This window comes from Thioalkalivibrio sp. ALJ4 (genome assembly GCF_000377225.1).
In the GTDB taxonomy this organism is placed as follows: domain Bacteria; phylum Pseudomonadota; class Gammaproteobacteria; order Ectothiorhodospirales; family Ectothiorhodospiraceae; genus Thioalkalivibrio.
The window spans coordinates 568,751-590,534 of sequence record NZ_KB897917.1 but is presented as its reverse complement, the minus strand read 5'-3'; the positions used below and the strand labels follow the sequence as shown (position 1 = coordinate 590,534).

The window sequence follows — 21,784 nt, the reverse complement described above, 5'->3', positions numbered from 1 at the left end:
GCGGTCTCGCAATGCAGCAAGGCGGGCGGCCGACCCCGACCGCAGCACAAAGGAGAGCGCCCGTGGAACAGTTTCGCGGCACCACCATCGTCTGCGTCCGCAAGGACGGCGCCGTCACCCTCGGAGGCGACGGCCAGGTATCGCTTGGCAACACCGTGATGAAGGGCAACGCGCGCAAGGTGCGCCGCGTCTACCACGACCGCATCCTGGCCGGCTTTGCCGGCGGGACGGCCGATGCCTTCACCCTGTTCGAGCGCTTCGAGGGCATGCTGGAGAAACACTCCGGCAACCTCACCCGCTCCGCGGTCGAGCTGGCCAAGGACTGGCGAACCGACCGCGCCCTGCGCCGGCTGGAGGCCCTGCTGGCCGTGTCCGACCGCGAGAACTCCTTCGTGATCTCCGGCAACGGCGACGTAATCGAACCGGAAAACGCGCTGATCGCGATCGGCTCCGGCGGCCCCTATGCCCAGGCCTCCGCCCAGGCCCTGCTGCAGAATACCGACCTGTCGGCCCGCGACATCGTGGAGAAGTCGCTGAACATCGCCGCCGACATCTGCGTGTACACCAATCACAACCTCACGCTGGAGAGCCTGGACGCGGAATAACGCGCCCGGCCCCGCACGAACGATTCGACCAAGGCCCCTTTTGCCATGACCGACATGACCCCCCGCGAGATCGTCCAGGAACTGGACCGTTACATCATCGGCCAGGACGAGGCCAAGCGCTCCGTCGCCATTGCCCTGCGCAACCGCTGGCGCCGCCGCCAGCTGCCACCGGAGCTGCAGCCGGAGGTCACCCCCAAGAACATCCTGATGATCGGCCCGACCGGCGTCGGCAAGACCGAGATCGCCCGACGCCTGGCCAAGCTCGCCCGCGCGCCGTTCATCAAGATCGAGGCGACCAAGTTCACCGAGGTCGGTTATGTCGGCCGCGATGTCGAATCGATCATCCGTGACCTCGCCGAGGCCGCGGTCAAGCAGCTGCGCGACGAGGCCATCAAGGAAAACCGCGTCAAGGCCGAAGACGCGGCGGAGGAGCGCATCCTCGATGCCCTGCTGCCGCGCCCGCGCAACGCCGGCTTCACCGAATCCGCGCAGGACGACTCCAACAGCGACACCCGCCAGAAACTGCGCAAGCGCCTGCGCGAGGGCGACCTGGACGAGCGCGAGATCGACATCGAGGTGCAGCAGAACCCGCACGGCGTAGAGATCATGACCCCGCCGGGCATGGAGGAGATGGCCAGCCAGCTGCAGTCGATGTTCCAGAACATTGGCGGCCAGAAGACCCGATCGCGCCGGCTGCAGATCGCCGAGGCACGCAAGCTGCTGATCGAGGAAGAGGCCGCGCGCCTGATCAACGAAGAAGAGCTGAAGCTCCAGGCGATCGACCGCGTCGAACAAAGCGGCATCGTCTTTCTCGACGAGATCGACAAGGTCGCCAAGGGCAGCGACAAGGGCAGCAGCGGCGAGGTCTCGCGCGAGGGCGTGCAGCGCGACCTGCTGCCTCTGATCGAGGGCACCACCGTCTCCACCAAGCTGGGCATGGTGCGCACCGACCACATCCTGTTCATCGCCTCCGGCGCCTTCCACCTGTCCAAGCCGTCCGACCTCGTGCCGGAGCTGCAGGGCCGACTCCCGATCCGCGTCGAACTGGGCCCGCTGTCGGTGGACGCCTTCGTGCGCATCCTGACCGAACCCACCGCCTCGCTGACCGAGCAGTACACCGAGTTGATGAAGACCGAAGGCGTGGAACTGCGCTTCGAGGAAGACGGCGTCCGCCGCCTCGCCGAGATCGCCCATGACGTGAACGCGCGCACCGAGAACATCGGCGCCCGCCGCCTGCACACCGTGCTGGAACGCCTGCTGCAGGACGTCGCCTACCGCGCCCCGGACGTCGACGGCGCCGTCGTAGTCGACCGCAGCTTCGTCGACGAACGCCTCGGCGACCTGGTCGAAAACGAAGACCTCTCCCGCTACATCCTCTAAAGCCGGCCCTGCCGCCTGCCACCCCGCGTACCGGTTGCAGAAGGCCCTCTTCAAGGAGCACGCGGGTGAACCGTGCGGCCGTTTGTCGGGGAATCCGGGTGCTTCAAGTGAGGCGACTGTTGGGAAATACCGTCCAGGTAACCAGATAGTCCAGGGCGAGGACGAAATACCGCGAGCCGAGCACCTCGGCAAAACGCACCTTCATCGCCTCGTAGTGATCGCGGATGGAGCGAGCCACGTGCATGCTGCTTTGGGCCTGTTCGCTTACGGCATCCAGGAAGAAACAGGACCATCCGTCCCAAGTGCCGTTGGCGTCAACAAATCGCCCCAAATGGTGGCACTTGTGTTCAAAAAATCCCCGCAAATTAACACCAAGGTTCCTTGCATTTGTTCCGTTAACATCAACCCAGCTTGTTTCCCATTCACCCGGAACTACGGGTAACAAGCAGCGCTGGCCTCAGTGTTCGTTCAGGCTTTCGCGCGCGACCGGCCGTTCCGTCAGGCCCGCGCTGCGCGTGGGAGATGCCACGCTAGCGTGCTGGGCTGGTATCCTCGCAGTCCTTTGACGATGGCCGCCTTGGGCGGTTGCGCAAGATCTTTCCGGGCTCGCCCCGACCGAGGATTCTGGAGGCCGCATGAGCAGTAAGCACCGACCCACCGATATCCAGTTGCATCAGAAGTCGCGCATCCTGGAGCTGACCTACTCCGATGGCTCGCATTTCGAGCTGCCCTGCGAGTTTCTGCGCGTGTACTCGCCCTCCGCCGAGGTGCGCGGGCACGGGCCGGGCCAGGAGGTGCTGCAGGTGGACAAGGAGGATGTGAACATCACCGGCATCGAGCCGGTCGGTAACTATGCAGTGAAGCTGGAGTTCTCCGACGGCCACGACACCGGCATCTACGACTGGGATTACCTGCACAAGCTCGGCACGGAGCAGGAAAGTCTGTGGCAGGATTACCTGGATCGGCTGAAAGAGGCCGGCCACGAGCGCAAGACGCACTGACAATGAAAGAAGAACCCGGCAAGACCCACTTCGGCTACCAGAGCGTCCCCGAGTCCGAAAAGGCCTCACGGGTCGGCGAGGTCTTCCACTCGGTCGCCTCGCGCTACGACGTGATGAACGACCTGATGTCGATGGGCGTCCATCGCATCTGGAAGCGCTACACGCTGGAGCGCACCGGCGTGCGCCCGGGCATGAAGATCCTGGACCTGGCCGGGGGTACCGGGGACCTGGCCGGGGCCTTTGCCCCACGCGTCGGGCCGAAGGGGCAGATCGTGGTCTGCGACATCAACGCCTCGATGCTGGAGGCCGGGCGCGACCGCATGCTGGACGAGGGCCACGTGGGCAACCTCGACTTCGTGCAGGCGGACGCGGAACAGCTCCCCTATCCGGATGACTACTTCGACCGCGTGACCATCGCCTTCGGCCTGCGCAACGTGACCCGCAAGGAACGCGCGCTGGCCGAGATGCGCCGGGTGATCAAGCCCGGCGGGCGCGTGCTGGTGCTGGAGTTCTCGCAGCCGATGGCACCGCTGCGCCCGATCTACGATATCTATTCGTTCAAGATGCTGCCGCTGATGGGCAAGCTGGTCGCCAACGATGCCGACAGCTACCGCTACCTGGCGGAGTCCATCCGCATGCACCCGGATCAGGAGACCCTGGCCGGCATGATGCGCGACGCCGGTCTGGAGCGCGTCGAGTACGACAACCTGACCGGCGGAATCGTCGCCCTGCATCGCGGCACAAAACTCTAGGGAGATGCGGGCCTCACCATGACCGAACCCCTCGCCCTGCCCAGCCCGCTCACGGCCTTGATCGAGGCCACGCTCAACGAGCACCTGGCGAGCGCGCCGGAGAAGGACCGCGCACGCCTGGCCGGGCGTGCAATCGCCATCGTGATCGAGCCCCCGGGGCTGGCCTTTTCGCTGGTCGGGGCCGCCGACCGGCTGCAGGTCATCGGCGGTGTCGAGGAACCGGTGGATGTGCAGCTGGCGGGATCGCCGCTGTCGCTCGCCGCGGCCATGGGCCGGGACGACCGCTCCGGGCTGACCATCACCGGTGAGGCCACCGTGCTCTCCGATCTGCAGCATGCGCTGCGCGACTCCGGGGTCGACTGGGAGGGGCTGTTCGAGCGCTTTGCCGGCGTCGGGGCCGCTGGGCCGCTGCGCCACCTGCTCGATCAGGCTCGTGGCAGTCTGCGTCACCTCGGCCGCCGCTCCGCCGAGGACACGGCCGACTATCTGCGTGACGAGCTCGAGTGGCTGCCAGCAGGCGGGGCCTTCGAGGCCTTTGCCGAGGACGTCTCCGACCTGCGCGACGGCGTCGCGCGACTGGATGCACGCCTGCACCGGCTGGAGGCCGGGGCCGCCTCCGATACCGACGACCGGCAGGCCTGATGCGCCGCGCGCTGTACCGGGGGCTGCGGCTGTGGACCATCGCGCGGGTCCTGGTGCGCTATCGCCTCGATGTCATCCTGTTTACGCTGAAGCCGCTGCGCCCGCTTAGCTTCCTGCTCTATCTCGCACCCTGGAATTGGTTTCGCCGCACCGAAGGCACACGCGGCGAGCGCATCCGCCGCGCGCTGGAAGACCTGGGGCCGATCTTCATCAAATTCGGGCAGATGCTCTCCACCCGGCGCGACCTGCTGCCGGACGACATCGCCATCGAACTGTCACGGCTGCAGGACCGGGTCCCGCCGTTCCCGAGCGACCAGGCGCGCGCACTGATCGAGTCCGAACTTGAGCGTCCGATCGAGATTGCCTTTGCCACGTTCGAGGACACCCCGATCGCCTCGGCCTCCATCGCCCAGGTGCACGCGGCCACGCTCCAGGACGGGCGCGAGGTGGTGGTCAAGGTCGTGCGCCCCGGCATCTTCAAGACCATCCGCGCGGATCTCGAGGTGATGCACCTGATCGCGGACCTGGCCGATCGCTACTGGTCCGAGGCCAAGCGCCTGCGCCCGCGCGAGGTGGTGGACGAATACGAAAAGACCGTCACCGACGAGTTGGACCTGATCCGCGAGGGCGCCAACGCCGCCGCGATCCACCGCAACTTTGAGGACAGCCACCTGCTGTACATCCCGGAGATCATCTGGGACTACACGCGCCGCAGCGTGCTGGTGATGGAGCGCATCGGCGGCATCCCGGTGGCGGATATCGCGGCACTGCGTGAACGCAACGTGGACCTGAGGCTGCTGGCCGAACGCGGAGTGGAGATCTTCTTCACCCAGGTGTTCCAGCACAACTTCTTCCACGCCGACATGCACCCGGGCAACATCTTTGTGGACGCCACCCACCCGGACAACCCGACTTATCTGGCGGTGGACTTCGGCATCGTCGGCTCGCTGCTCGACTCCGACCAGCGCTACCTGGCAGAGAATTTCCACGCCTTCTTCAACCGCGACTACCGCCGCGTGGCCGAGTTGCACGTGGAATCCGGCTGGGTGCCGAAGGACACCCGCGTGGACGAGTTCGAGGCGGCGATCCGCACTGTCTGCGAGCCGATCTTCCAGCGCCCGCTGGAGGAGATCTCCTTCGGCCAGGTGCTGCTGCGCCTGTTCCAGACCGCGCGACGCTTCAACATGGAGGTGCAGCCGCAGCTGGTGCTGCTGCAGAAGACCCTGCTGAACATCGAGGGTCTGGGCCGCCAGCTCTATCCGCAGCTGGACCTGTGGACAACCGCCAAGCCGTTCATCGAGGACTGGATGCACGAGCGCATGGGCGTGCGCGCATTCATCCGCAATGCGCAGCAGCACCTGCCGCGCCTGCTCGCCCAGCTGCCCGAAATGCCCATGCACCTGGAAAAGGCCCTCACGGTGGAGGAACAGCGCGCCGAGCGCGACGCCGCCCTGCGCCAGCAGATCCGCGATCTTGAAGAGGGGCTGCGCCGCCAGAACCGCAGGCGGCACGAGGCCTGGGGAGGCGCGGGTCTGCTCGCCCTGGCGGGGCTGGCCACCCAGCTCGACGTGTCCACCTGGCTCGGACTGGCCTGGCCGTCCTGGCCGCTCGGCCTGGTCGGCGCCGCCATGCTGCTATTCGGGCTGCGCCCGGGCCCGTACCGCCGCCCCGTCGATCGCACCTGAACACCACAGGCAGCGTCGCCCGTTCATTCATGGGCCGTGTCGCTGCAGACAGCAGGAGGCGGGGTTCGGGGCCGACGCGGGGTCAGACGTCGAGGAGCAGGCGTGCCGGGTCCTCGATTGCGTCCTTGATCGCGACGAGGAAGCGTACGGCATCGGCGCCGTCGACCAGGCGGTGGTCGTAGGAGAGGGCGATATACATCATCGGCCGGATCACCACCTCACCGTCCACCGCAACGGGGCGCTCCTTGATCGCGTGCATGCCGAGGATGGCGCTTTGTGGCGGGTTCACGATCGGGGTGGAAAACAGCGAGCCGAATACACCGCCGTTGGTGATCGTGAAGGTGCCGCCGCGCAGCTCGTCGATGTCCAGCTTGCCGTCGCTGGCGCGTTCCGCGAAGTCGCGGATGCGTCGCTCGATGTCGGCGACGCTGGCGTTGCCGGTATCACGGAGCACCGGCACCACCAGCCCGCGCGGCGAGGACACGGCGATGCCGATGTCGCTGAAATGGTGATAGACGATCTCCTCGCCATCCAGCGCGGCATTGATGATCGGGAAGCGCTCCAGCGCACGACTGGCAGCGGCCACGAACAAGCCCATGAAGCCCAACTTGATCGAGTGGCGCTTCTCGAAGGTCTCCTTGTAGCGCGCGCGCAGGTCCATCGCCGCGGACATGTCGATCTCGTTGAAGGTCGTCAGCATCGCGGTGGACTGCTTGGCCTCCAGCAGCCGCTCGGCGATGCGCGCACGCAGGCGCGTCATCGGGACGCGTTCGATACTGCCGGCGGACGGCGCCCGCTCGCGCTCCGGGGCACGCCCCTGAGGCGACGCCGAAGAAGGCGCCTCGCTGCGGCGCGATCGCTCCGTCTGCACTCGCTCAACGTCCTCGCGCAGGATACGGCCGTCCTCGCCCGTGCCCTCGACGTCCTCGGCCTTGAGCCCGGCCTCCTGCAACAAGCGCCGCACGGACGGGCTGGGGGGCGGGGCGGCGCCACCGGAGCCGCCTTCGGGCACAACGTTCGCGGTGTCCCGGGCCTTGCCCCTGTCCTCGGCACGGGGTGACGAGGTCTTGTCATCGGACGATTCCCGAGCAGCCGGCTGTGAAGGTATCGAGGCCTCCTCCCCTTCCGACTCGGAGTCTTCCTCGGCCGCTTCATCGGCCGCGCCCAGGTAGGCGATCACCGCGTCGGTCTTCACGGTATCGCCCTCGCTGACCTCCAGCGCTGTCAGGGCCCCCGCAGACGGGGCGGAGACCTCGAGCACGACCTTGTCGGTCTCGAGCTCGGCGATCAGTTCATCGCGCTTGACCGTGTCGCCTGCCTTTTTGTGCAGGGCGACCACGGTCGCATCGGCAACGGACTCCGGGAGTTCGGGGACCTTGATCGGGGTGGGGTCGGGTGCCATCTCGCTTCCTTGTGCTGTGCGTCAGTGTTCAGGGCGTGGGGTGCGGGGTGTCGCGCGAGCTGATCGGGCCGAATGCCCGCTCGAGCAGATCCTTCAACTGCGCCTTGTGGACCTCCGGGTAGCCGACCGCCGGCGCGGCGGCCGGGGGTCGTGCGACCGCGTGCAGCGTCTGACCACGCACCGTCAGCAGTGGATTGATGCGCGGCGCCAGGAATCCCAGATAGCCCTGATTCTCCGGCTCGTCCTGCACCCAGACGAACTCCTCCGCGTGTGGGTAGCGCCCCAGCAGTTCGGTCAGGCGCTCCTCGGGGAACGGGTAGCTCTGCTCCAGGCGCAGGATCGCGACACCCCAGTGCTGGCCCTCGGACTGGCTTGCAGCCAGGTCATAGTAGATGCGGCCACTGGTCAGCAGCACCCGCTTGACGGCCTTGGGATCCTCAATGCGCGCATCGTCGATCACCGTCTGGTACTGCCCGTGCGCCAGCGCCTCGAGATCGGAGACCGCATCCTGGTGCCGCAACAGGCTCTTCGGCGTCATCACGACGAGCGGCTTGCGATAGGGGCGCACCATCTGCCGACGCAGCAGATGGAAGATCTGCGCGGGCGTGGTCGGCACACAGACCTGCATGTTCTCCTGCGCCGCCAGTTGCAGGAAGCGCTCGGGCCGGGCCGAGGAATGCTCCGGGCCCTGACCCTCGTAACCATGCGGCAGCAGCAGCGTCAGCCCGCACAAACGGCCCCATTTCTGTTCGCCGGAGGAGATGAACTGGTCGATCACCACCTGCGCGCCGTTCACGAAGTCACCGAACTGCGCCTCCCAGACCACCAGGGCCTCCGGCGCGGCCGTTGCATAGCCGTACTCGAATGCGAGCACGCCTTCCTCGGACAGCAGCGAATCGATGACCAGGAAGCGCGGATGATCCGGGTCCAGCCGACGCAGCGGCACCAGCGCCTTCCCTGTCTCCTGGTCGTGCAACACCGCGTGGCGGTGGAAGAATGTGCCGCGCCCGGAGTCCTGGCCGGACAGGCGAATACGGTAGCCATCCTGGATCAGCGTGCCGTAGGCCAGCGTCTCGGCCGCGCCCCAGTCCAGCAGCTGATCGCCCGCGGCCATCGCCCGGCGGGCGTCGAGGATCTTCTGCACGCGCGGGTGGACCTGAAAGCCCTCCGGCGGTGTCGAGAGCTGGTCGAGCATACGCGACAGGCGCGCGCTCTCCACGCCCGTCTCCACGTCCTGATCCCAGGTCTGGTTCACATAGGGCGCCCAGTTGGTTGTGGTGCCATGCCCGTCGTCGTGCAGCGACAGGGCCACGGGCTCGCCGGCATCCAGGCGGGCGCGATAGGCCTCGACCGCCTCGTCCTGGGCCTTCTCTTCGGTCAGCCCGGCCTCGATCAGTGAGCGCGCGTATAGCTCGCGGGTGGTCGGCAGGTCGCGGATACGGCGGTACATGTGCGGCTGCGTGGCGGCCGGCTCGTCGGCCTCGTTGTGTCCTTGGCGGCGGTAGCAGACCAGGTCGATCACCACGTCCTTGCCGAAGCGCATGCGGTAATCCAGCGCGACCTGGGTGACAAACACCACAGCCTCGGGATCGTCGCCGTTCACGTGCAGGATCGGCGCGTTCACCATTTTGGCGACATCGGTCGCGTAATGCGTCGAGCGGGCGTCTTTCAGGGTCGATGTGGTAAACCCGACCTGGTTGTTCACCACCACGTGCACCGTGCCCTTGGTGGAAAACCCCCGGGTCTGGGACATGTTCAGGGTTTCCATGACCACGCCCTGGCCGGCGAACGCGGCATCGCCATGGATCACCACGGGCATCACCCGGTTGCCCTTCCGATCGGCTATGCGGACCTGGCGGGCGCGCACCGAGCCCTCGACGACGGGCGTCACGATCTCCAGATGCGAGGGGTTGAACGCCAGCGCCAGATGGACCGGACCGCCGGGCGTCTCGACATTCGAGGAGAAGCCCATGTGGTACTTGACGTCCCCGGTGCCACGATCGTCGCGCGGGCGGCCCTCGAACTCGCCGGCCAGATCCGCGGGGGCCTTGCCGAACAGGTTGACCAGCACGTTCAGGCGCCCGCGATGCGCCATGCCCAGCACGACCTCCTGCAGCCCGCGCGCACCGCCGCGCTGGACCAGGGCATTCAATAGCGGAATCAGGCTCTCCGCGCCTTCCAGGGAGAAGCGCTTCTGTCCGACATAGCGCCGGTGCAGATAGCGCTCCAGCCCCTCGGCCGCCGTCAGGCGCTCGAGGATGGCCAGCCGCGTCTCGTCGCCAAAGCCGAAGTGGCCATGGGCCGACTCCAGCCGCTCCTGCAGCCAGCGTTTTTCCTCGGTCGCCGCGATGTGCATGTATTCGGCACCGATGCTCGCGCAGTAGGTCTCGCGCAGCACCCGCTCGATCGTGTCCAGCGACACCGGGCCCTCGATGAACAGGGAACCGGGATCGAACAGGATCTCCGGGCCGACCCGGTCCAGCCCGTGATACCCCCGACTCAGCTCCACCGGCGGCTCGGGGGCCTCCCGCTCCAGCGGATCCAGACGCGCCCCGAAGTGGCCCAGGTAGCGATAGGAGTTGATGAACTGAAGCACCCGGATCTGCAACTGCTCATGGGCCAGATCCGGGCGATCGGTCGAACGACGCCGTTCCAGCCGCGGCGCACCCTCCAGCGAGCGGAAGTAGTCGGCCCAGGCCGGCGGCACCGACTCCGGGTCCTCGCGGTAGCGTTCCAGCAGGGTCTCGGCGAAAAGCAGGTTGTCCGGGTGCAGCTCCTGTCCGGAGACCGGCGTATCCAGCCGGTGCAGCGAGGGCATGTCATTCATTCGCGATGTTCCGATTGCGCGTGCGCGGTGTTGTTACTTGGGACCGTTCTCGGCTGCGAGGTTCCCCGCGCGGGGCCGATGAGGACTTTGCCCGAGAGTAGCGCGTTTGCGCGGCGGAAGGCACACGCCCCGCGTGCACAACGTGCGATTCCGGCCGGGTTTCCCTACCATTCGCGCATGGATGTCTCCCCCCTGCTCGATTCCCTGAACCCGGCCCAGCGCGAGGCCGTGGCGGCCCCGCCACAACCGCTGCTGGTGCTGGCCGGCGCCGGCTCCGGCAAGACCCGCGTGCTGGTGCACCGTATCGCCTGGCTGATCGGTGTGGAGGGCGTGGCCCCGCACAGCCTGCTGGCGGTTACCTTCACCAACAAGGCGGCGGCCGAGATGCGCGGGCGCATCGAGGCGCTGCTGGGGCACCCGGCGACCGGGCTGTGGGTCGGCACCTTCCACGGGCTGGCCCACCGTCTGCTGCGCCAGCACTGGCAGGACGCGCGGCTGCCGCAGGGCTTCCAGATCCTCGACTCCGACGACCAGCTGCGCATGGTCAAGCGTGTGCTGCGCGGCCTGGAGCTGGACGAGGCGCGCTGGCCGCCGAAACAGGCGCAGTGGTACATCAATGCGCGAAAGGACGAGGGCTCGCGCCCGGAACACCTGCCGGATACCGGCGACCCGGTCGCCCGCCAGTGGGTGCGCGTCTACACCACCTACCAGCAGGCCTGCGAGCGTGCCGGGGTGGTGGATTTCGCCGAACTGATGCTGCGCTCGCTGGAGTTGCTGCGCGACAACAAGGCGCTGCTGGAGCACTACCGCACGCGCTTTCGCCATGTGCTGGTCGACGAGTTCCAGGACACCAACGACATCCAGTACGCCTGGCTGCGCCTGCTGGCCGGCGACAGCCCCGTGTTTGCGGTCGGCGACGACGACCAGTCCATCTACGGCTGGCGCGGCGCGAAGATCGAGAACATCCAGCACTTCCAGCAGGACTACCCGGGCACCCAGGTCGTGCGCCTGGAGCAGAACTACCGCTCCAGCGCCAACATCCTGAACGCCGCCAACGCACTGATCCGCCACAACTCCGGGCGTCTCGGCAAGGAGCTTTGGACCGAGGACACCGAAGGCGCCCCGGTGCGCCTGTACACCGCGCTGAACGAGCAGGAAGAGGCGCGCTTCATCGCCGAGACCATCGCCCGCCATGTGGACCAGGGCGGGCTGCATCGCGAGTGCGCGGTGCTGTATCGCTCCAACGCCCAGTCGCGTGTGCTGGAGGAGACCTTCATCGGTCGGCGTATGCCCTACCGGGTCTACGGCGGCCTGCGCTTCTTCGAGCGCCAGGAGATCCGCGACGCCCTGGCCTACCTGCGCCTGGCCGGCAACGGCGATGACGACGCCGCCTTCCTGCGCGTGGTCAATCAGCCGCCGCGCGGGATCGGCGAAAAGACTCTGGAGGGCCTGCGCGGGGCGGCCCAGGCGGCGGACACCAGCCTGCTGAAGGCGGCTGTCCATGCGGTCGACGCCGACGCGCTACCCGGCCGCGCGCGCAACGCGGTCGCCGGCTTCATCCAGCTGATCCACAGCCTGCAGCAGGAGCTGCCGCGCCAGCCGCTGGCCGATCAGGTGGAACAGGCGATCGAGCGCGCGCAGCTGCGCGAGCACTACAAGAAGGAGAAGGGCGAGCGCGGCGAGGCCCGCCTGGAGAACCTGGACGAACTGGTAGGCGCGGCGCGCGCCTTCGACATGGAGCCCACCGCCGAGAGCGAGGAAGGCGAAGGCAACCGCCTGACCGAGTTCCTCGCCCACGCCGCGCTGGAGGCCGGCGAGGGCGCAGCCGACCCGCACGAGGACGCGGTGCAGATGATGACCTTGCACTCCGCCAAGGGCCTCGAGTTCCCGCTGGTCTTCCTGACCGGCCTGGAAGAGGGCCTGTTCCCCAACTCGCGCTCGCTGGAGGAGCCGGGGCGACTGGAGGAGGAGCGCCGCCTGGCCTACGTCGGCATGACCCGCGCGGAGCAGGAGCTGTACCTGATCCACGCCGAGACCCGGCGCCTGTACGGGCGCGAGTCCTACAACGTTGCCTCGCGCTTTATCAACGAGATCCCGGAAGAGGCCCTGGAGGTGCTGCGCCCGCAGGCCTCGCCGTTTGGTGCGGGGCGCTTTGCCGCCAGCCGCCAGCGCACCGCGGGCTTTGGGTCGCTGGATACCTCAGATGCCGCGGCCCGCGACAATGGTCTGTCGATCGGAGCCCGCGTGCACCATGCGAAATTCGGCGAGGGCCTGATCACCCAGTTCGAGGGCTCGGGCAACTCGGCACGGGTGCAGGTGAACTTCGCCCACGCGGGTTCCAAATGGCTGGTACTCGGATTCGCCAAGCTCGAGGTCCTGGGCCAGCACTAAAAAGCCCCGCCGAGGCGGGGCTTGAGACTGCCTTCAGCGGCGCCGGTTACTCGATCTTGATGTAGGCGAATCCCTTCTCGTTCTGCAGCTCGGCGATACGCACCACGCCCGAGGGCACCATCTCGACGTTGTCGTACACCAGGTCTTCGTCGAGATTGATCTGACTACGGGTGATCTCGCACAGCTCCAGTTTCACTCCGTGAGAACTGACCAGGCTGGACAGGCGACCACGCAGCTCATCGCGCTGCTCATGGAGCTCCTCATCAGCCTCGAAGGGCGAGCCGTCGAGGTCGTCATCGGTCAGGAAACGGATGCCGTGTGCGACGAACACGATGCGCACATCCACGTCCATGAACTCGTCCTGGTAGTGCGTCATCATATTGTTGATGCTGGTCAGCATCGCGGAGAAACGCCGGGGATCGGCGAAATCGGCGTGATATACCACCTTGGCCTCGGGCTCCATGGCCTCGGCACGGGGCGTGAACGCCAACGCGGCGAACAGCAGACCCGTCAGCATCAGGGCCATCGCAAAACCGGGCAGGCGTGCCATTCGAGCGGCGCGGGGGAGCGGAAACATCGTGGTTCTCCTTGTGGGGTTGTCGTGTCTTATACAGTAGACGCCACGACCCCGCGACGCCATCCAGAACCCCAGCGGCACAAGGTTGACGCGAACCGGGGCCAGCGGTATGCTCTGCCGCCTTTTCCAGAACCTAGCGCATCAACGCGAGGGAAGTACTTTGGCGAATATTGCTTCTGCCCGTAAACGGGCCCGTCAGGCGGTCAAAAATCGCGCTCACAACGTGGCGCTTCGCTCCCGTTTCCGTACGGCCATGAAGGCCGTACTGAAGCCGCTGCAGCAGGGCGATGCCCAGGCAGCCAGCGAGGCCTACAAGAAGGCCGTGCCGGTCATCGACGCGACCGTGAGCAAGGGGCTGATCCACCGGAACAAGGCGGCGCGCCACAAGAGCCGCCTGAACGCCCGCATCCGCGACCTGGCCCAGGGCTAAATGCCCCGGCCGTTCGGGGCCCAGCCCCGAACGGGATTGCCTGCCAAGCCGCGCCCGGACATGATCCGGGCGCGGCTTTTTGCGTGGCTCGCTTCAGGAAAACATGGCAGCTGGGCGCGAACCGCGAACTTGGTTACTCGGAGAGCACGCGGGCGCCGCCCTCGCCACGCGGGTCGGAGGCTGCCTCCAGCCGCCCTTCCCCGCGCTCCCACAGGATCGCCTGCATGTCGCCGAAGGGGCGCACCTGAGGCACCAGGCGGTGGCCGCGCGACACCAGTTGCCCGCGCGTTTCCATATCGAATGCACTGGTCTCGTGTTCCACGCGATCCGGCAGGTACTGGTGGTGATAGCGCGGCTGCTCCACGATCGCCTCCGCATCCAGGCCCTCCACCACACCCAGGATGCCGTGCAGCACCATGGTGATGATACGGCTGCCGCCCGGGGTGCCCAGGATCGCCACGCGATCATCGGTCTCGACAAAGGTCGGGCTCATGCTCGACAAGGGCCGCCGATACGGGGCAATCGCATTCGCATCAAAACCGATCAGCCCGTAGGCATTGGGCTCGCCCGGCTTGGCCGAGAAGTCGTCCATCTCGTTGTTCAGCAGGACCCCGGTGCCGGGCACCACATAGCCGGAGCCGAACGGGTAGTTCAACGTCAGCGTGGCGGCCACACGGTTACCGTCGGCGTCGATCACGGAGAAATGGGTCGTCTCCGGGCTCTCGGTGGCCTGCGCCGGGTCCGGGACATCCGCCTGCGGGTCCACCGATAGCGGCAGGTAGCGGCTGGGCGTGGCCTCGTCCGGGTGGATGGTCGCGCGCAACCCTGCCGCGTAGTCGCGCGACAACAACCGCTCCAGCGGCATGTCGACATGGTCCGGATCGCCCAGGTACTCGGCACGATCACGGTAGGCGCGGCGCATCGCCTCGATGGTCAGATGCGCGCGCAGGTCCGGGGCCAGCTCTTCGAGGTCGTAGAACGAGAGGATGTTCAGGATTTGCCCCAGGGCGACGCCGCCCGAGGACGGCGGCGAGGCCGTGGTAATCCGTGCACCCCGATATTCGATGTGGATCGGGTCGCGCTCGACGGCCTCGTAGCCCTCAAGGTCTTCCAGCGTCCAGATGCCGCCGGCCTCGCGCACCCCTTCGACCAGGCGCCCGGCCAGGGCGCCGGTATAGAAACCGTCGCGACCCTCTTCGGCCAAGAGACGCAGGGTGTCGGCCAGATCCGGCTGCACCAGGCGCATGCCCGCGTCGGGCACGCCGCCGTTGTCGAGGAAAATCTGCGCCGCATCGGCGCCGTCCCGCAGCGCCTGGTGGCGGAAGCTGGCCATCTGGTTGTAACGGCTGCCCACCTCGACCCCGTCCTCGGCCAGGCGGATGGCCGGCTCCAGCGCATCGCCAAGCGGGAGGCTGCCGTAGTGGCGGGACAGGTGGTCGATCCCGGCGGGCATGCCGGGGATCCCGGCGGCGAGGACCCCGTCGAGCGAAAGACCCTCGACCACCTCGCCATCGTCGTCCAGGTACATGTCGCGATGCGCCTCGCCCGGAGCGGTCTCGCGGGCGTCCAGCATCACGCTGCGATCATTCGCCGCGTCGTAGAGCAGAAAGAACCCACCGCCGCCGAGGCCGGAACCATAGGGCTCGGCCACACCCAGGGCCGCTGTTACAGCGACGGCGGCATCGAACGCGTTGCCCCCGGCGGCGAGGATACGCTCGCCCGCCGCAGTGGCCTCCGGGTGGGCGGAGGCCACTGCCCCCTGGCCGGGCCCCTCGGCCTGAACGGGTGCCGCCAGCAGGGTGGCAGCCAGGGCGGCGGGGAGCAGGCGCGCGAGCATCGTTACGCGCCCATCAGCTTCTCGTACTTCGCCTGTAGCTGCTCGCGTGTTTCCTTGCGGTCAGGGTCCAGCGGGATGCAATCGACCGGGCAGACATCCTGGCACTGCGGTTCGTCGTAATGCCCGACGCACTCGGTGCAGCGCTCCGGGTCGATCTCGTAGATCTCGTCACCGGGATAGATGGCCTCGTTCGGGCACTCGGGCTCGCAGACATCGCAGTTGATGCATTCGTCGGTGATCATCAGAGCCATGGGGTTGTCCTCGTATCCAGTCGCAGGGCCCGGCTAGCGGGTCTCGCCGTTTTGTTCGGCCAGCATGCGCGCCACGCCGGGGCTTACGAATTTTGAGACGTCACCGCCCAAACGGGCGATTTCCCGTACCAGACTGGAGGAGACAAAGCTGTATTCCTCCGCCGGCGTCAGGAACAGCGTTTCGACCTCGGGGGCCAGCTGACGGTTCATGGCCGCCAGCTGAAATTCGTGCTCGAAATCGGATACCGCGCGCAGGCCGCGCAGGATCACGTTGGCCCCCTGGGCATGAACGAACTTGGCCAGCAGCACGTTGAAGCCCTGAACCTCGACCCCGTCGATCCCCTTCACTGCCTCTTCGGCCAGCGCGACGCGCGTCTCCAGCGGAAAGGCTGGCCCCTTGTTCGGGTTGGCGGCCACCGCGATCACCACACGATCGAACAGACGCGCGGCTCGGCGCACGATATCCGTGTGCCCGTGGGTGATTGGGTCGAAGGTGCCGGGGTAGATCGCAGTGACTTGGGACATGCCAACAGCCAGCAGGGAACAAGGCCCGTATTAGACCGCAAGGGGTGGGGGCAAACCAAACACCCCCACCCGGGCATGTTCGGAAATCGCCGGGCCAGGCTTTACACTGCCCCGTCTCGTCCACCGCCGCCAAGGGCTACCGATGACCGATGACTACCGTCCGCCGCTCGCCGATTACTGGGACCAGCTCGAGGCCCGCTACGGGGGCGGGTTCAACTTCCACCAGATCTCGCGCGAGGAACTGGCGCAACTGGTCGAACACCTGCGCCACGCCGTGAAGGAAGACCCGCAAGTCACGGACGTCGAGAAACAGAACCTCGGGCTGGTCCTCAAGCACGCCGAACAGACCCTGGAGAAGCGCAAGGCCTGACGGGCCGCCCGCTACTCCTGCGGCGCGCGTGCTTCCAGCGCCGCGGGGCAGGGCGGAAGGGCGCGACACTGATCGCCGTCGTCAGGCGCCCCGGCCGCCGCCCCCAGGGTAGGCGCATAGCTCCCGGGACCGGCCAGTTCACCCGCGCAACTGGCAGCCTCGCGGGCCTGCTCGCCGCACTGGCGGGCAATCAGCACATGGGCCAGGTTGTTCCAGCCCTCGTGCCGTTGCGGGTCCCGTTCGATCAACTGGCGCAGCGTGTCCTCCGCCGTTAGCAGGTCGCCCTGGGCGAAGGCCACATTCGCCCGCCCGACATAGCCGATCGGGTGTTCCGGCCAGCGCTCCATCGCGGTCTGATATCCCGTGGCGGCCGGGCCCAGACGCCCCACCTGCTCCAGTTCGTTCACGGCACGCAGCCAGCGCAGCGGCTCGGCCGTGGCCGGCAGCTGATCCGGCTCGGTCACCAGGAAGGCCCAGCGATCGCCGCGCGCCCAGGTGCGCTCGAAGCGGGCGAACGAATTCACGTGGCGCTCGATAGGCCCGCTGCGCAGATACACCTCGCGCTCCTCCAGGTCGTAACCCATCACCACGGCAAAGTGCCATTCGGGGAACATCGCGACCCCGAGGTTCTGGAACACCACCACCGGGTTACCCTCGGCCACCTCGCGCAGGATGGACTCCAGCTGTGGCTCGACGCGGTAGGCGACCAGGTCACGGGCACGCGCGGCGGCACGCATCTCGGCCTGCAGACTGCCCTCGCGAGCCGGGATGTAGACCTCGTCGATCAGTTCTTCCAGCGAGGCGTCGATCCCGCGCGCACCCAGCACCGTGGCCAGCGCCGCCGGACCACACTGGTAATCCTCCTGCGGGAAGAACGGGGTGTCTTCCAGCTCCACGCGGGTCGGGATGTCTTCCGGGACCTGACTGGAGAGCTGCGCGCTCTGTGGCGCCGTGGCGCAGCCACTGAGCCAGAGCACGGCCAACAGGCCGCAAACGAGCGCGGCGAGCCCGGAGGCTCGCCGCCAGTACGCAGGTGTCATGAGAGACCTAGCGTTCGCGGGCGGGGCCAACGAACGAGAAGATGTCGGTCACGCCGACCGCGTCCAGAATCACGAGCACGACGAACACGATGGCAACCACGCCGACCACGCCGGCGGCACCGGCCGGATCGGTTTCCATGCGGGCCTCGAGGTGGGCCAGCTCTTCAGGGGTCAGGCGGGCGACGCGCTCTTGGGCCCGGTCGGGGTCCACGCCCATCTCGACCAGCTTCTCGCGAACGGCCTGATCATCCAGCTGTTTGAGCAGCTGAGCGCGGGTGTCATCCGCGCTGGCCTGCTGGATCATGGAGCCGGTGTCCAGCATTCCCGCACCGGCAAAGGCCGGGGTCGCGGGCAGCAGGGCCAGCGCCATTGCGATCAGGAAAGCGGCCGGGGCGGACAACCAACGACGATGCGGTGCGTGGGACATGGTCGAACTCCTTTTTCGATTGAACAGGGCCGGCAATCCGCCGGGGTGACACCACTTAAGTGTACCCGCCGGCACCTGCTCGCCAAGCCCCGGGCCGCTCATTTTTTCGCGCCCGGTCACGCTATCAAGCCCCGGTCAGGGAAACGCGGACCACGAAACGCGAGCTGGCTCAACTCTCTTCGGGCGGATCGACCTTTTCGATCTCGTACTCGAGCACTTCGACCGAACGCGCCCAGGCCCCGCCGCAGACGCTGTCGTCACGCGTGCGCTCACGCATGTCGCCCGGCGCAATCGTGCCGAAGCGACGCACCGTGGTGCGTACGTCATCGTCGAGCTCGCCGGGGCAGGTGTAGGCCGTCTTGGTCACGGTTACATCGACGTAGTCATCGCTCTCGTTCACGACGCGCCACTCACCGCGGACGTTGTCGCAGCCATGATCGCGCAGCCGGTATTCGACCTTGATATCGTCGGGCGAACCGTCGGCCGCCAGCCAGTAAGCACCTTGGGCCGACACCGTGCCCGGGGCGGCGAAAGCCCCCATCAAGGCGACGGCCGCAAAGCCCGCCAGCGTCCGGTTCAGGGTTTGGCTCTTCATGATCTCCTCCACAGTCTCTGGACTTCGGCTGGCCCTCTTGCGTGGCCTTTATCACAGATTAGACGCCCGGCTTGCACTGGCTACTCCGTTTCCGGGTAGCACACGGGGTTTTTCCGCCCACAGGCGCCTTGTACATTGCCCATCATGCCGCCTTCGCCTGAAACGCAGATGAATGAAGTCGTCCTGGAGTCGACCCTGACCTGCCCCGAATGCGGGCACGAGAAAGGGGAAATCATGCCTACCGATGCCTGCCAGTGGTTCTACGAGTGCACCGGCTGCGGTGCCCTGCTGAGGCCGTTGCCGGGCGATTGCTGCGTCTTCTGTTCCTACGGAACCGTGCCCTGCCCACCCATCCAGCAAGAAGGCCCCGGCGGCTGCTGCGGGCCGAACAAAGCACCCGAGCAGCAGGCAGGCGACACTAGTCGGTGTTGACCTCGTACGGCGGGCAGCGCTTGGGCAAGAGCTCACCGCGGATGCGCGGGTAGCAGGGCAGGCCGCGCTCGAACGGCGGAGCGTCCTCGCCCTGGATCAGCGGGCGCAGGTAGTCGCGTGCGTCCTGAGTAATGCCGTAGCCATCCGGGGTGATGTAGTTGCGCGGCATGCCCTGCTCGATATCGGCGACGGTCTCCAGCGGGGTAAAGCCGATGCTCCAGCGATAGGGCTTGCTGGAGTCACGCCGGATGATCGGCATGAAGGCATCCTCGCCGGCGACCACCCCCTCCACCGCCGCGCGGCCACAGGCATAGGCCTGCTCCACGTCCACCTTCGACGCGATATGGCGCGCGGCACGCTGGATGTAGTCCACCACCGCCCAGTGCAGCTTGTGCCCGGTCTTTTCGCGGATCAGCTCGGCAAGGCGCGGGGCGGCACCGCCGAGCTGGGTGTAGGCATAGACATCGTGGCTCTGCGCGACCGAGAACAAGCCACCGTCGGGATTCTTCAGCCCCTCGGAAACGACCACCACGCAATACCCGTGACGTTCGATGGTGCGGTTCAGATGATCCAGGAAGTCGTCCTGATCGAACGGGACCTCGGCGAACAGGATCAGCATCGGCGGCTGGCCGTCGAACTCCTGCGCCAGCGCCGCCGCGGCCGCCAGCCAGCCAGCATGGCGCCCCATCACCTCCATCACGAACACCTTGGTGGAACTGGTGTGCATGGACTCGACGTCCAGGCTGGCCTCGCGCACCACGGTGGCGATGAACTTGGCGGCGGAACCAAAGCCCGGGCTGGAGTCGGTCACGGCAAGGTCGTTGTCGATCGTCTTGGGCACGCCAATCGCCTTGATCGGAAAGCCCATGCGCTCGCCCATCTTCGCGATCTTCAAGGCGGTATCCATGGAGCCGCCACCGCCGTTGTAGAAGAAGGTGCCGATATCATGGGCGCGGAAGACTTCGACCAGGCGCTCGTATTGTTGCGGGTCCTTGTCGGGGTCACCCAGATCGAAGCGGCAGGAACCGAACGCACCGCCCGGCGTATGGCGCAGGGCGGCCAGGGTCAGCGGGTCCTCGTGGTCGAGGTCGATGATCTCTTCGCGCAGGACGCCCAGGATGCCGTCCCGCGCCGCATAGATCTTGCCGAAATGGGCCGGGTGGGCGCGGACCGCCTCGATTACCCCCCAGGCGCTGGCGTTAATGACAGCGGTGACCCCGCCCGACTGGGCGTACAGCGCGTTCTGGGGCATGCGAATCCTCCATGTTTTTGTTGGACCCCGAAGGCCGAGCAAGCACAGTGCCAGGCCGGTCACGCCACGATCAGTGCTGCGGATCGGCCCCTCCGGGTGCTTTTGCTACAATATGCCGCCTTTGACACCCGGCGCGCCGGGGCCGTTCGCCCCGCGACGGGGCTGCTGTGCCCCATTTCGCGCCGTGTCGCCCGATTCACAACAGCATCAGGATTGCATCATGCATATCGGCACCACTCTGACCAACTGCATCATCGAAACCCAGCGCGGCATCCAGGGCGCAACCGGCGAATTCACCGGTCTGCTGAACGACATCTCCGTGGCGTGCAAGAAGATCTCCGACCTCGTCGACAAGGGTGATCTGGTCGGCGTGCTCGGCTCCGCCGGCTCCGAGAACGTGCAGGGCGAGACGCAGAAGAAGCTCGACATCATCACCAACGAGGTGTTCATCGAGAGCCTGAGCCACAACGGCCACGCCGCCGGCCTGGCCTCCGAGGAGATGGACGAGATCTGCGAGATGCCGGCCAACGAGCCGCGCGGCCACTACCTGGTCCTGTTCGATCCGCTGGACGGCTCCTCGAACATCGACGTGAACGTCTCCGTCGGCACGATCTTCTCCATCCTGAAGGCCCCGGAAGGCGTCACCGATCCCAAGACCGAGGACTTCCTGCAGCCGGGCACCAAGCAGGTCGCCGCCGGCTACTGCCTGTACGGCCCGTCCACCATGATGGTGATGACCACCGGCCAGGGCGTGAAGATGTTCACCCTGGACAAGGACTTCGGCGAGTTCCTGCTGACCAAGGACAGCGTGCAGATCCCGGAAGACACCCAGGAGTTCGCGATCAACATGTCCAACAGCCGCTTCTGGGAGGCCCCGGTCAAGCGCTACATCGACGAATGCCTGGCCGGCAAGGAAGGCGAGCGCGGCAAGGACTTCAACATGCGTTGGGTAGCCTCCATGGTCGCCGAGGTGCACCGCATCCTGTGCCGCGGCGGGGTGTTCATGTACCCGATGGATACGAAGATGCAGGCCAAGGGCACGACCGGCAAGCTGCGCCTGATGTACGAGGCCAACCCGATGAGCTTCATCGTCGAACAGGCCGGCGGTGCCGCCACCACCGGGCGCGAGCGCATCATGGACATCAGCCCCGAGGGCATCCACCAGCGCGTGCCGGTGGTCCTGGGCGCGAAGAACGAAGTGGAGCGCATCACCGGCTACCACAACGAGGGCTGATCCCTACGCCCTTTGCAGTCAGGTAGACGCTGGCGCGAGCGCGGACGCGCGATCAAGTCAGCGCCTTCCAAGAGGCCCGGCCCCGCAAGGCGCCGGGCTTTCTTGTGCCCGGAAGCCATTGGTTGTAAC

22 protein-coding genes are annotated in these 21,784 nt (G+C 66.9%); 11 read left to right on the top strand and 11 right to left on the bottom strand.

Going from position 1 to position 21,784, the window contains the following annotated elements; translation table 11 throughout:
• The first annotated feature begins 62 nt into the window (after nucleotides 1-62).
• Nucleotides 63-605 carry an ATP-dependent protease subunit HslV gene (gene hslV / locus C936_RS0102810; RefSeq protein WP_018139854.1) on the top strand — a complete coding sequence of 181 codons (543 nt, stop codon included), beginning with the start codon at nucleotides 63-65 and terminating at the stop codon, nucleotides 603-605.
• Nucleotides 606-650: 45 nt separating this feature from the next.
• Complete coding sequence (gene hslU, locus C936_RS0102805; RefSeq protein WP_018139853.1) at nucleotides 651-1,985, top strand: ATP-dependent protease ATPase subunit HslU; 1,335 nt, start codon at nucleotides 651-653, stop codon at nucleotides 1,983-1,985.
• Nucleotides 1,986-2,088: 103 nt separating this feature from the next.
• Here hslU and C936_RS15170 read toward each other — a convergent pair whose 3' ends face one another.
• Nucleotides 2,089-2,223: a hypothetical protein gene (locus C936_RS15170; RefSeq protein ID WP_019592270.1), complete on the bottom strand. Its 135-nt coding sequence runs from the start codon at nucleotides 2,221-2,223 to the stop codon at nucleotides 2,089-2,091.
• 397 nt (nucleotides 2,224-2,620) lie between these two features.
• On the opposite strand from C936_RS15170, the gene C936_RS0102795 reads away from it, so the two are divergent.
• Genes C936_RS0102795 through ubiB form a run of 4 tightly spaced genes read left to right on the top strand, consistent with a single transcriptional unit; the run spans nucleotide 2,621 to nucleotide 6,065 of the window.
• Nucleotides 2,621-2,986 (top strand): gamma-butyrobetaine hydroxylase-like domain-containing protein, encoded by a 366-nt coding sequence (locus tag C936_RS0102795; RefSeq protein ID WP_018139842.1) that lies wholly within the window; start codon nucleotides 2,621-2,623, stop codon nucleotides 2,984-2,986.
• Between the two features lie 2 nt (nucleotides 2,987-2,988).
• Nucleotides 2,989-3,738, top strand: coding sequence for a bifunctional demethylmenaquinone methyltransferase/2-methoxy-6-polyprenyl-1,4-benzoquinol methylase UbiE (gene ubiE / locus C936_RS0102790; protein ID WP_018139841.1), 750 nt, complete (start codon nucleotides 2,989-2,991; stop codon nucleotides 3,736-3,738).
• 18 nt (nucleotides 3,739-3,756) lie between these two features.
• On the top strand, nucleotides 3,757-4,380 hold the full coding sequence (locus C936_RS0102785; RefSeq protein ID WP_018139840.1) for an SCP2 domain-containing protein: 624 nt from the start codon (nucleotides 3,757-3,759) through the stop codon (nucleotides 4,378-4,380).
• Nucleotides 4,380-6,065 carry a ubiquinone biosynthesis regulatory protein kinase UbiB gene (gene ubiB, locus C936_RS0102780; protein WP_018139839.1) on the top strand — a complete coding sequence of 562 codons (1,686 nt, stop codon included), beginning with the start codon at nucleotides 4,380-4,382 and terminating at the stop codon, nucleotides 6,063-6,065. Before C936_RS0102785 ends, ubiB begins: the two co-directional genes overlap by 1 nt.
• 82 nt (nucleotides 6,066-6,147) lie before the next feature.
• Here the strand turns inward: ubiB and odhB are convergent, their stop codons facing one another.
• Both odhB and C936_RS0102770 read right to left on the bottom strand, forming a co-directional pair.
• The gene (gene odhB / locus C936_RS0102775; RefSeq protein WP_018175126.1) at nucleotides 6,148-7,467 is read right to left on the bottom strand and encodes a 2-oxoglutarate dehydrogenase complex dihydrolipoyllysine-residue succinyltransferase; all 1,320 of its coding nucleotides are present in this window, start codon (nucleotides 7,465-7,467) and stop codon (nucleotides 6,148-6,150) included.
• Between the two features lie 28 nt (nucleotides 7,468-7,495).
• Complete coding sequence (locus C936_RS0102770) at nucleotides 7,496-10,294, bottom strand: 2-oxoglutarate dehydrogenase E1 component (RefSeq protein WP_018175125.1); 2,799 nt, start codon at nucleotides 10,292-10,294, stop codon at nucleotides 7,496-7,498.
• Between the two features lie 177 nt (nucleotides 10,295-10,471).
• Between C936_RS0102770 and uvrD the strand changes: the two genes are divergently transcribed.
• Nucleotides 10,472-12,685: a DNA helicase II gene (uvrD, locus tag C936_RS0102765; RefSeq protein WP_018175124.1), complete on the top strand. Its 2,214-nt coding sequence runs from the start codon at nucleotides 10,472-10,474 to the stop codon at nucleotides 12,683-12,685.
• 46 nt (nucleotides 12,686-12,731) lie between these two features.
• Here uvrD and C936_RS0102760 read toward each other — a convergent pair whose 3' ends face one another.
• Nucleotides 12,732-13,262, bottom strand: coding sequence for a DsrE family protein (locus C936_RS0102760; RefSeq protein WP_038038483.1), 531 nt, complete (start codon nucleotides 13,260-13,262; stop codon nucleotides 12,732-12,734).
• Between the two features lie 160 nt (nucleotides 13,263-13,422).
• On the opposite strand from C936_RS0102760, the gene rpsT reads away from it, so the two are divergent.
• Nucleotides 13,423-13,692: a 30S ribosomal protein S20 gene (gene rpsT / locus C936_RS0102755; protein WP_018863226.1), complete on the top strand. Its 270-nt coding sequence runs from the start codon at nucleotides 13,423-13,425 to the stop codon at nucleotides 13,690-13,692.
• A 133-nt stretch (nucleotides 13,693-13,825) separates the two neighbouring features.
• On the opposite strand, the gene ggt is transcribed toward rpsT, so the two are convergent.
• Genes ggt through coaD form a run of 3 tightly spaced genes read right to left on the bottom strand, consistent with a single transcriptional unit; the run spans nucleotide 13,826 to nucleotide 16,305 of the window.
• Nucleotides 13,826-15,529, bottom strand: a complete 1,704-nt coding sequence (ggt, locus tag C936_RS0102750) for a gamma-glutamyltransferase (RefSeq protein ID WP_018175122.1) — start codon at nucleotides 15,527-15,529, stop codon at nucleotides 13,826-13,828.
• 2 nt (nucleotides 15,530-15,531) lie between these two features.
• Nucleotides 15,532-15,780 (bottom strand): YfhL family 4Fe-4S dicluster ferredoxin, encoded by a 249-nt coding sequence (locus C936_RS0102745; protein ID WP_012981508.1) that lies wholly within the window; start codon nucleotides 15,778-15,780, stop codon nucleotides 15,532-15,534.
• A gap of 33 nt (nucleotides 15,781-15,813) precedes the next feature.
• Nucleotides 15,814-16,305: a pantetheine-phosphate adenylyltransferase gene (gene coaD / locus C936_RS0102740; RefSeq protein ID WP_018139832.1), complete on the bottom strand. Its 492-nt coding sequence runs from the start codon at nucleotides 16,303-16,305 to the stop codon at nucleotides 15,814-15,816.
• A gap of 142 nt (nucleotides 16,306-16,447) precedes the next feature.
• Between coaD and C936_RS0102735 the strand changes: the two genes are divergently transcribed.
• Complete coding sequence (locus tag C936_RS0102735) at nucleotides 16,448-16,675, top strand: hypothetical protein (protein WP_018139831.1); 228 nt, start codon at nucleotides 16,448-16,450, stop codon at nucleotides 16,673-16,675.
• A gap of 11 nt (nucleotides 16,676-16,686) precedes the next feature.
• On the opposite strand, the gene C936_RS0102730 is transcribed toward C936_RS0102735, so the two are convergent.
• The 3 genes from C936_RS0102730 to C936_RS0102720 all read right to left on the bottom strand — a co-directional run bounded on the left by C936_RS0102730 (nucleotide 16,687) and on the right by C936_RS0102720 (nucleotide 18,749).
• Entirely contained in the window at nucleotides 16,687-17,715 is a 1,029-nt protein-coding gene (locus tag C936_RS0102730; RefSeq protein WP_038038486.1) for a PA2778 family cysteine peptidase, read from the bottom strand.
• Nucleotides 17,716-17,722: 7 nt separating this feature from the next.
• A complete protein-coding gene (locus C936_RS0102725; protein WP_018139829.1) occupies nucleotides 17,723-18,142 on the bottom strand; it encodes a PA2779 family protein in 420 nt (139 codons plus the stop codon).
• A gap of 169 nt (nucleotides 18,143-18,311) precedes the next feature.
• Nucleotides 18,312-18,749, bottom strand: coding sequence for a hypothetical protein (locus C936_RS0102720; RefSeq protein ID WP_018139828.1), 438 nt, complete (start codon nucleotides 18,747-18,749; stop codon nucleotides 18,312-18,314).
• 156 nt (nucleotides 18,750-18,905) lie between these two features.
• Between C936_RS0102720 and C936_RS14475 the strand changes: the two genes are divergently transcribed.
• Nucleotides 18,906-19,169 (top strand): GDCCVxC domain-containing (seleno)protein, encoded by a 264-nt coding sequence (locus tag C936_RS14475; RefSeq protein WP_081616835.1) that lies wholly within the window; start codon nucleotides 18,906-18,908, stop codon nucleotides 19,167-19,169.
• On the opposite strand, the gene C936_RS0102715 is transcribed toward C936_RS14475, so the two are convergent.
• The gene (locus C936_RS0102715) at nucleotides 19,156-20,421 is read right to left on the bottom strand and encodes a 6-phosphofructokinase (RefSeq protein ID WP_018139827.1); all 1,266 of its coding nucleotides are present in this window, start codon (nucleotides 20,419-20,421) and stop codon (nucleotides 19,156-19,158) included. The genes C936_RS14475 and C936_RS0102715 overlap by 14 nt on opposite strands.
• A 220-nt stretch (nucleotides 20,422-20,641) precedes the next feature.
• On the opposite strand from C936_RS0102715, the gene C936_RS0102710 reads away from it, so the two are divergent.
• The gene (locus C936_RS0102710; protein ID WP_018139826.1) at nucleotides 20,642-21,655 is read left to right on the top strand and encodes a class 1 fructose-bisphosphatase; all 1,014 of its coding nucleotides are present in this window, start codon (nucleotides 20,642-20,644) and stop codon (nucleotides 21,653-21,655) included.
• Nucleotides 21,656-21,784: the final 129 nt, after the last annotated feature.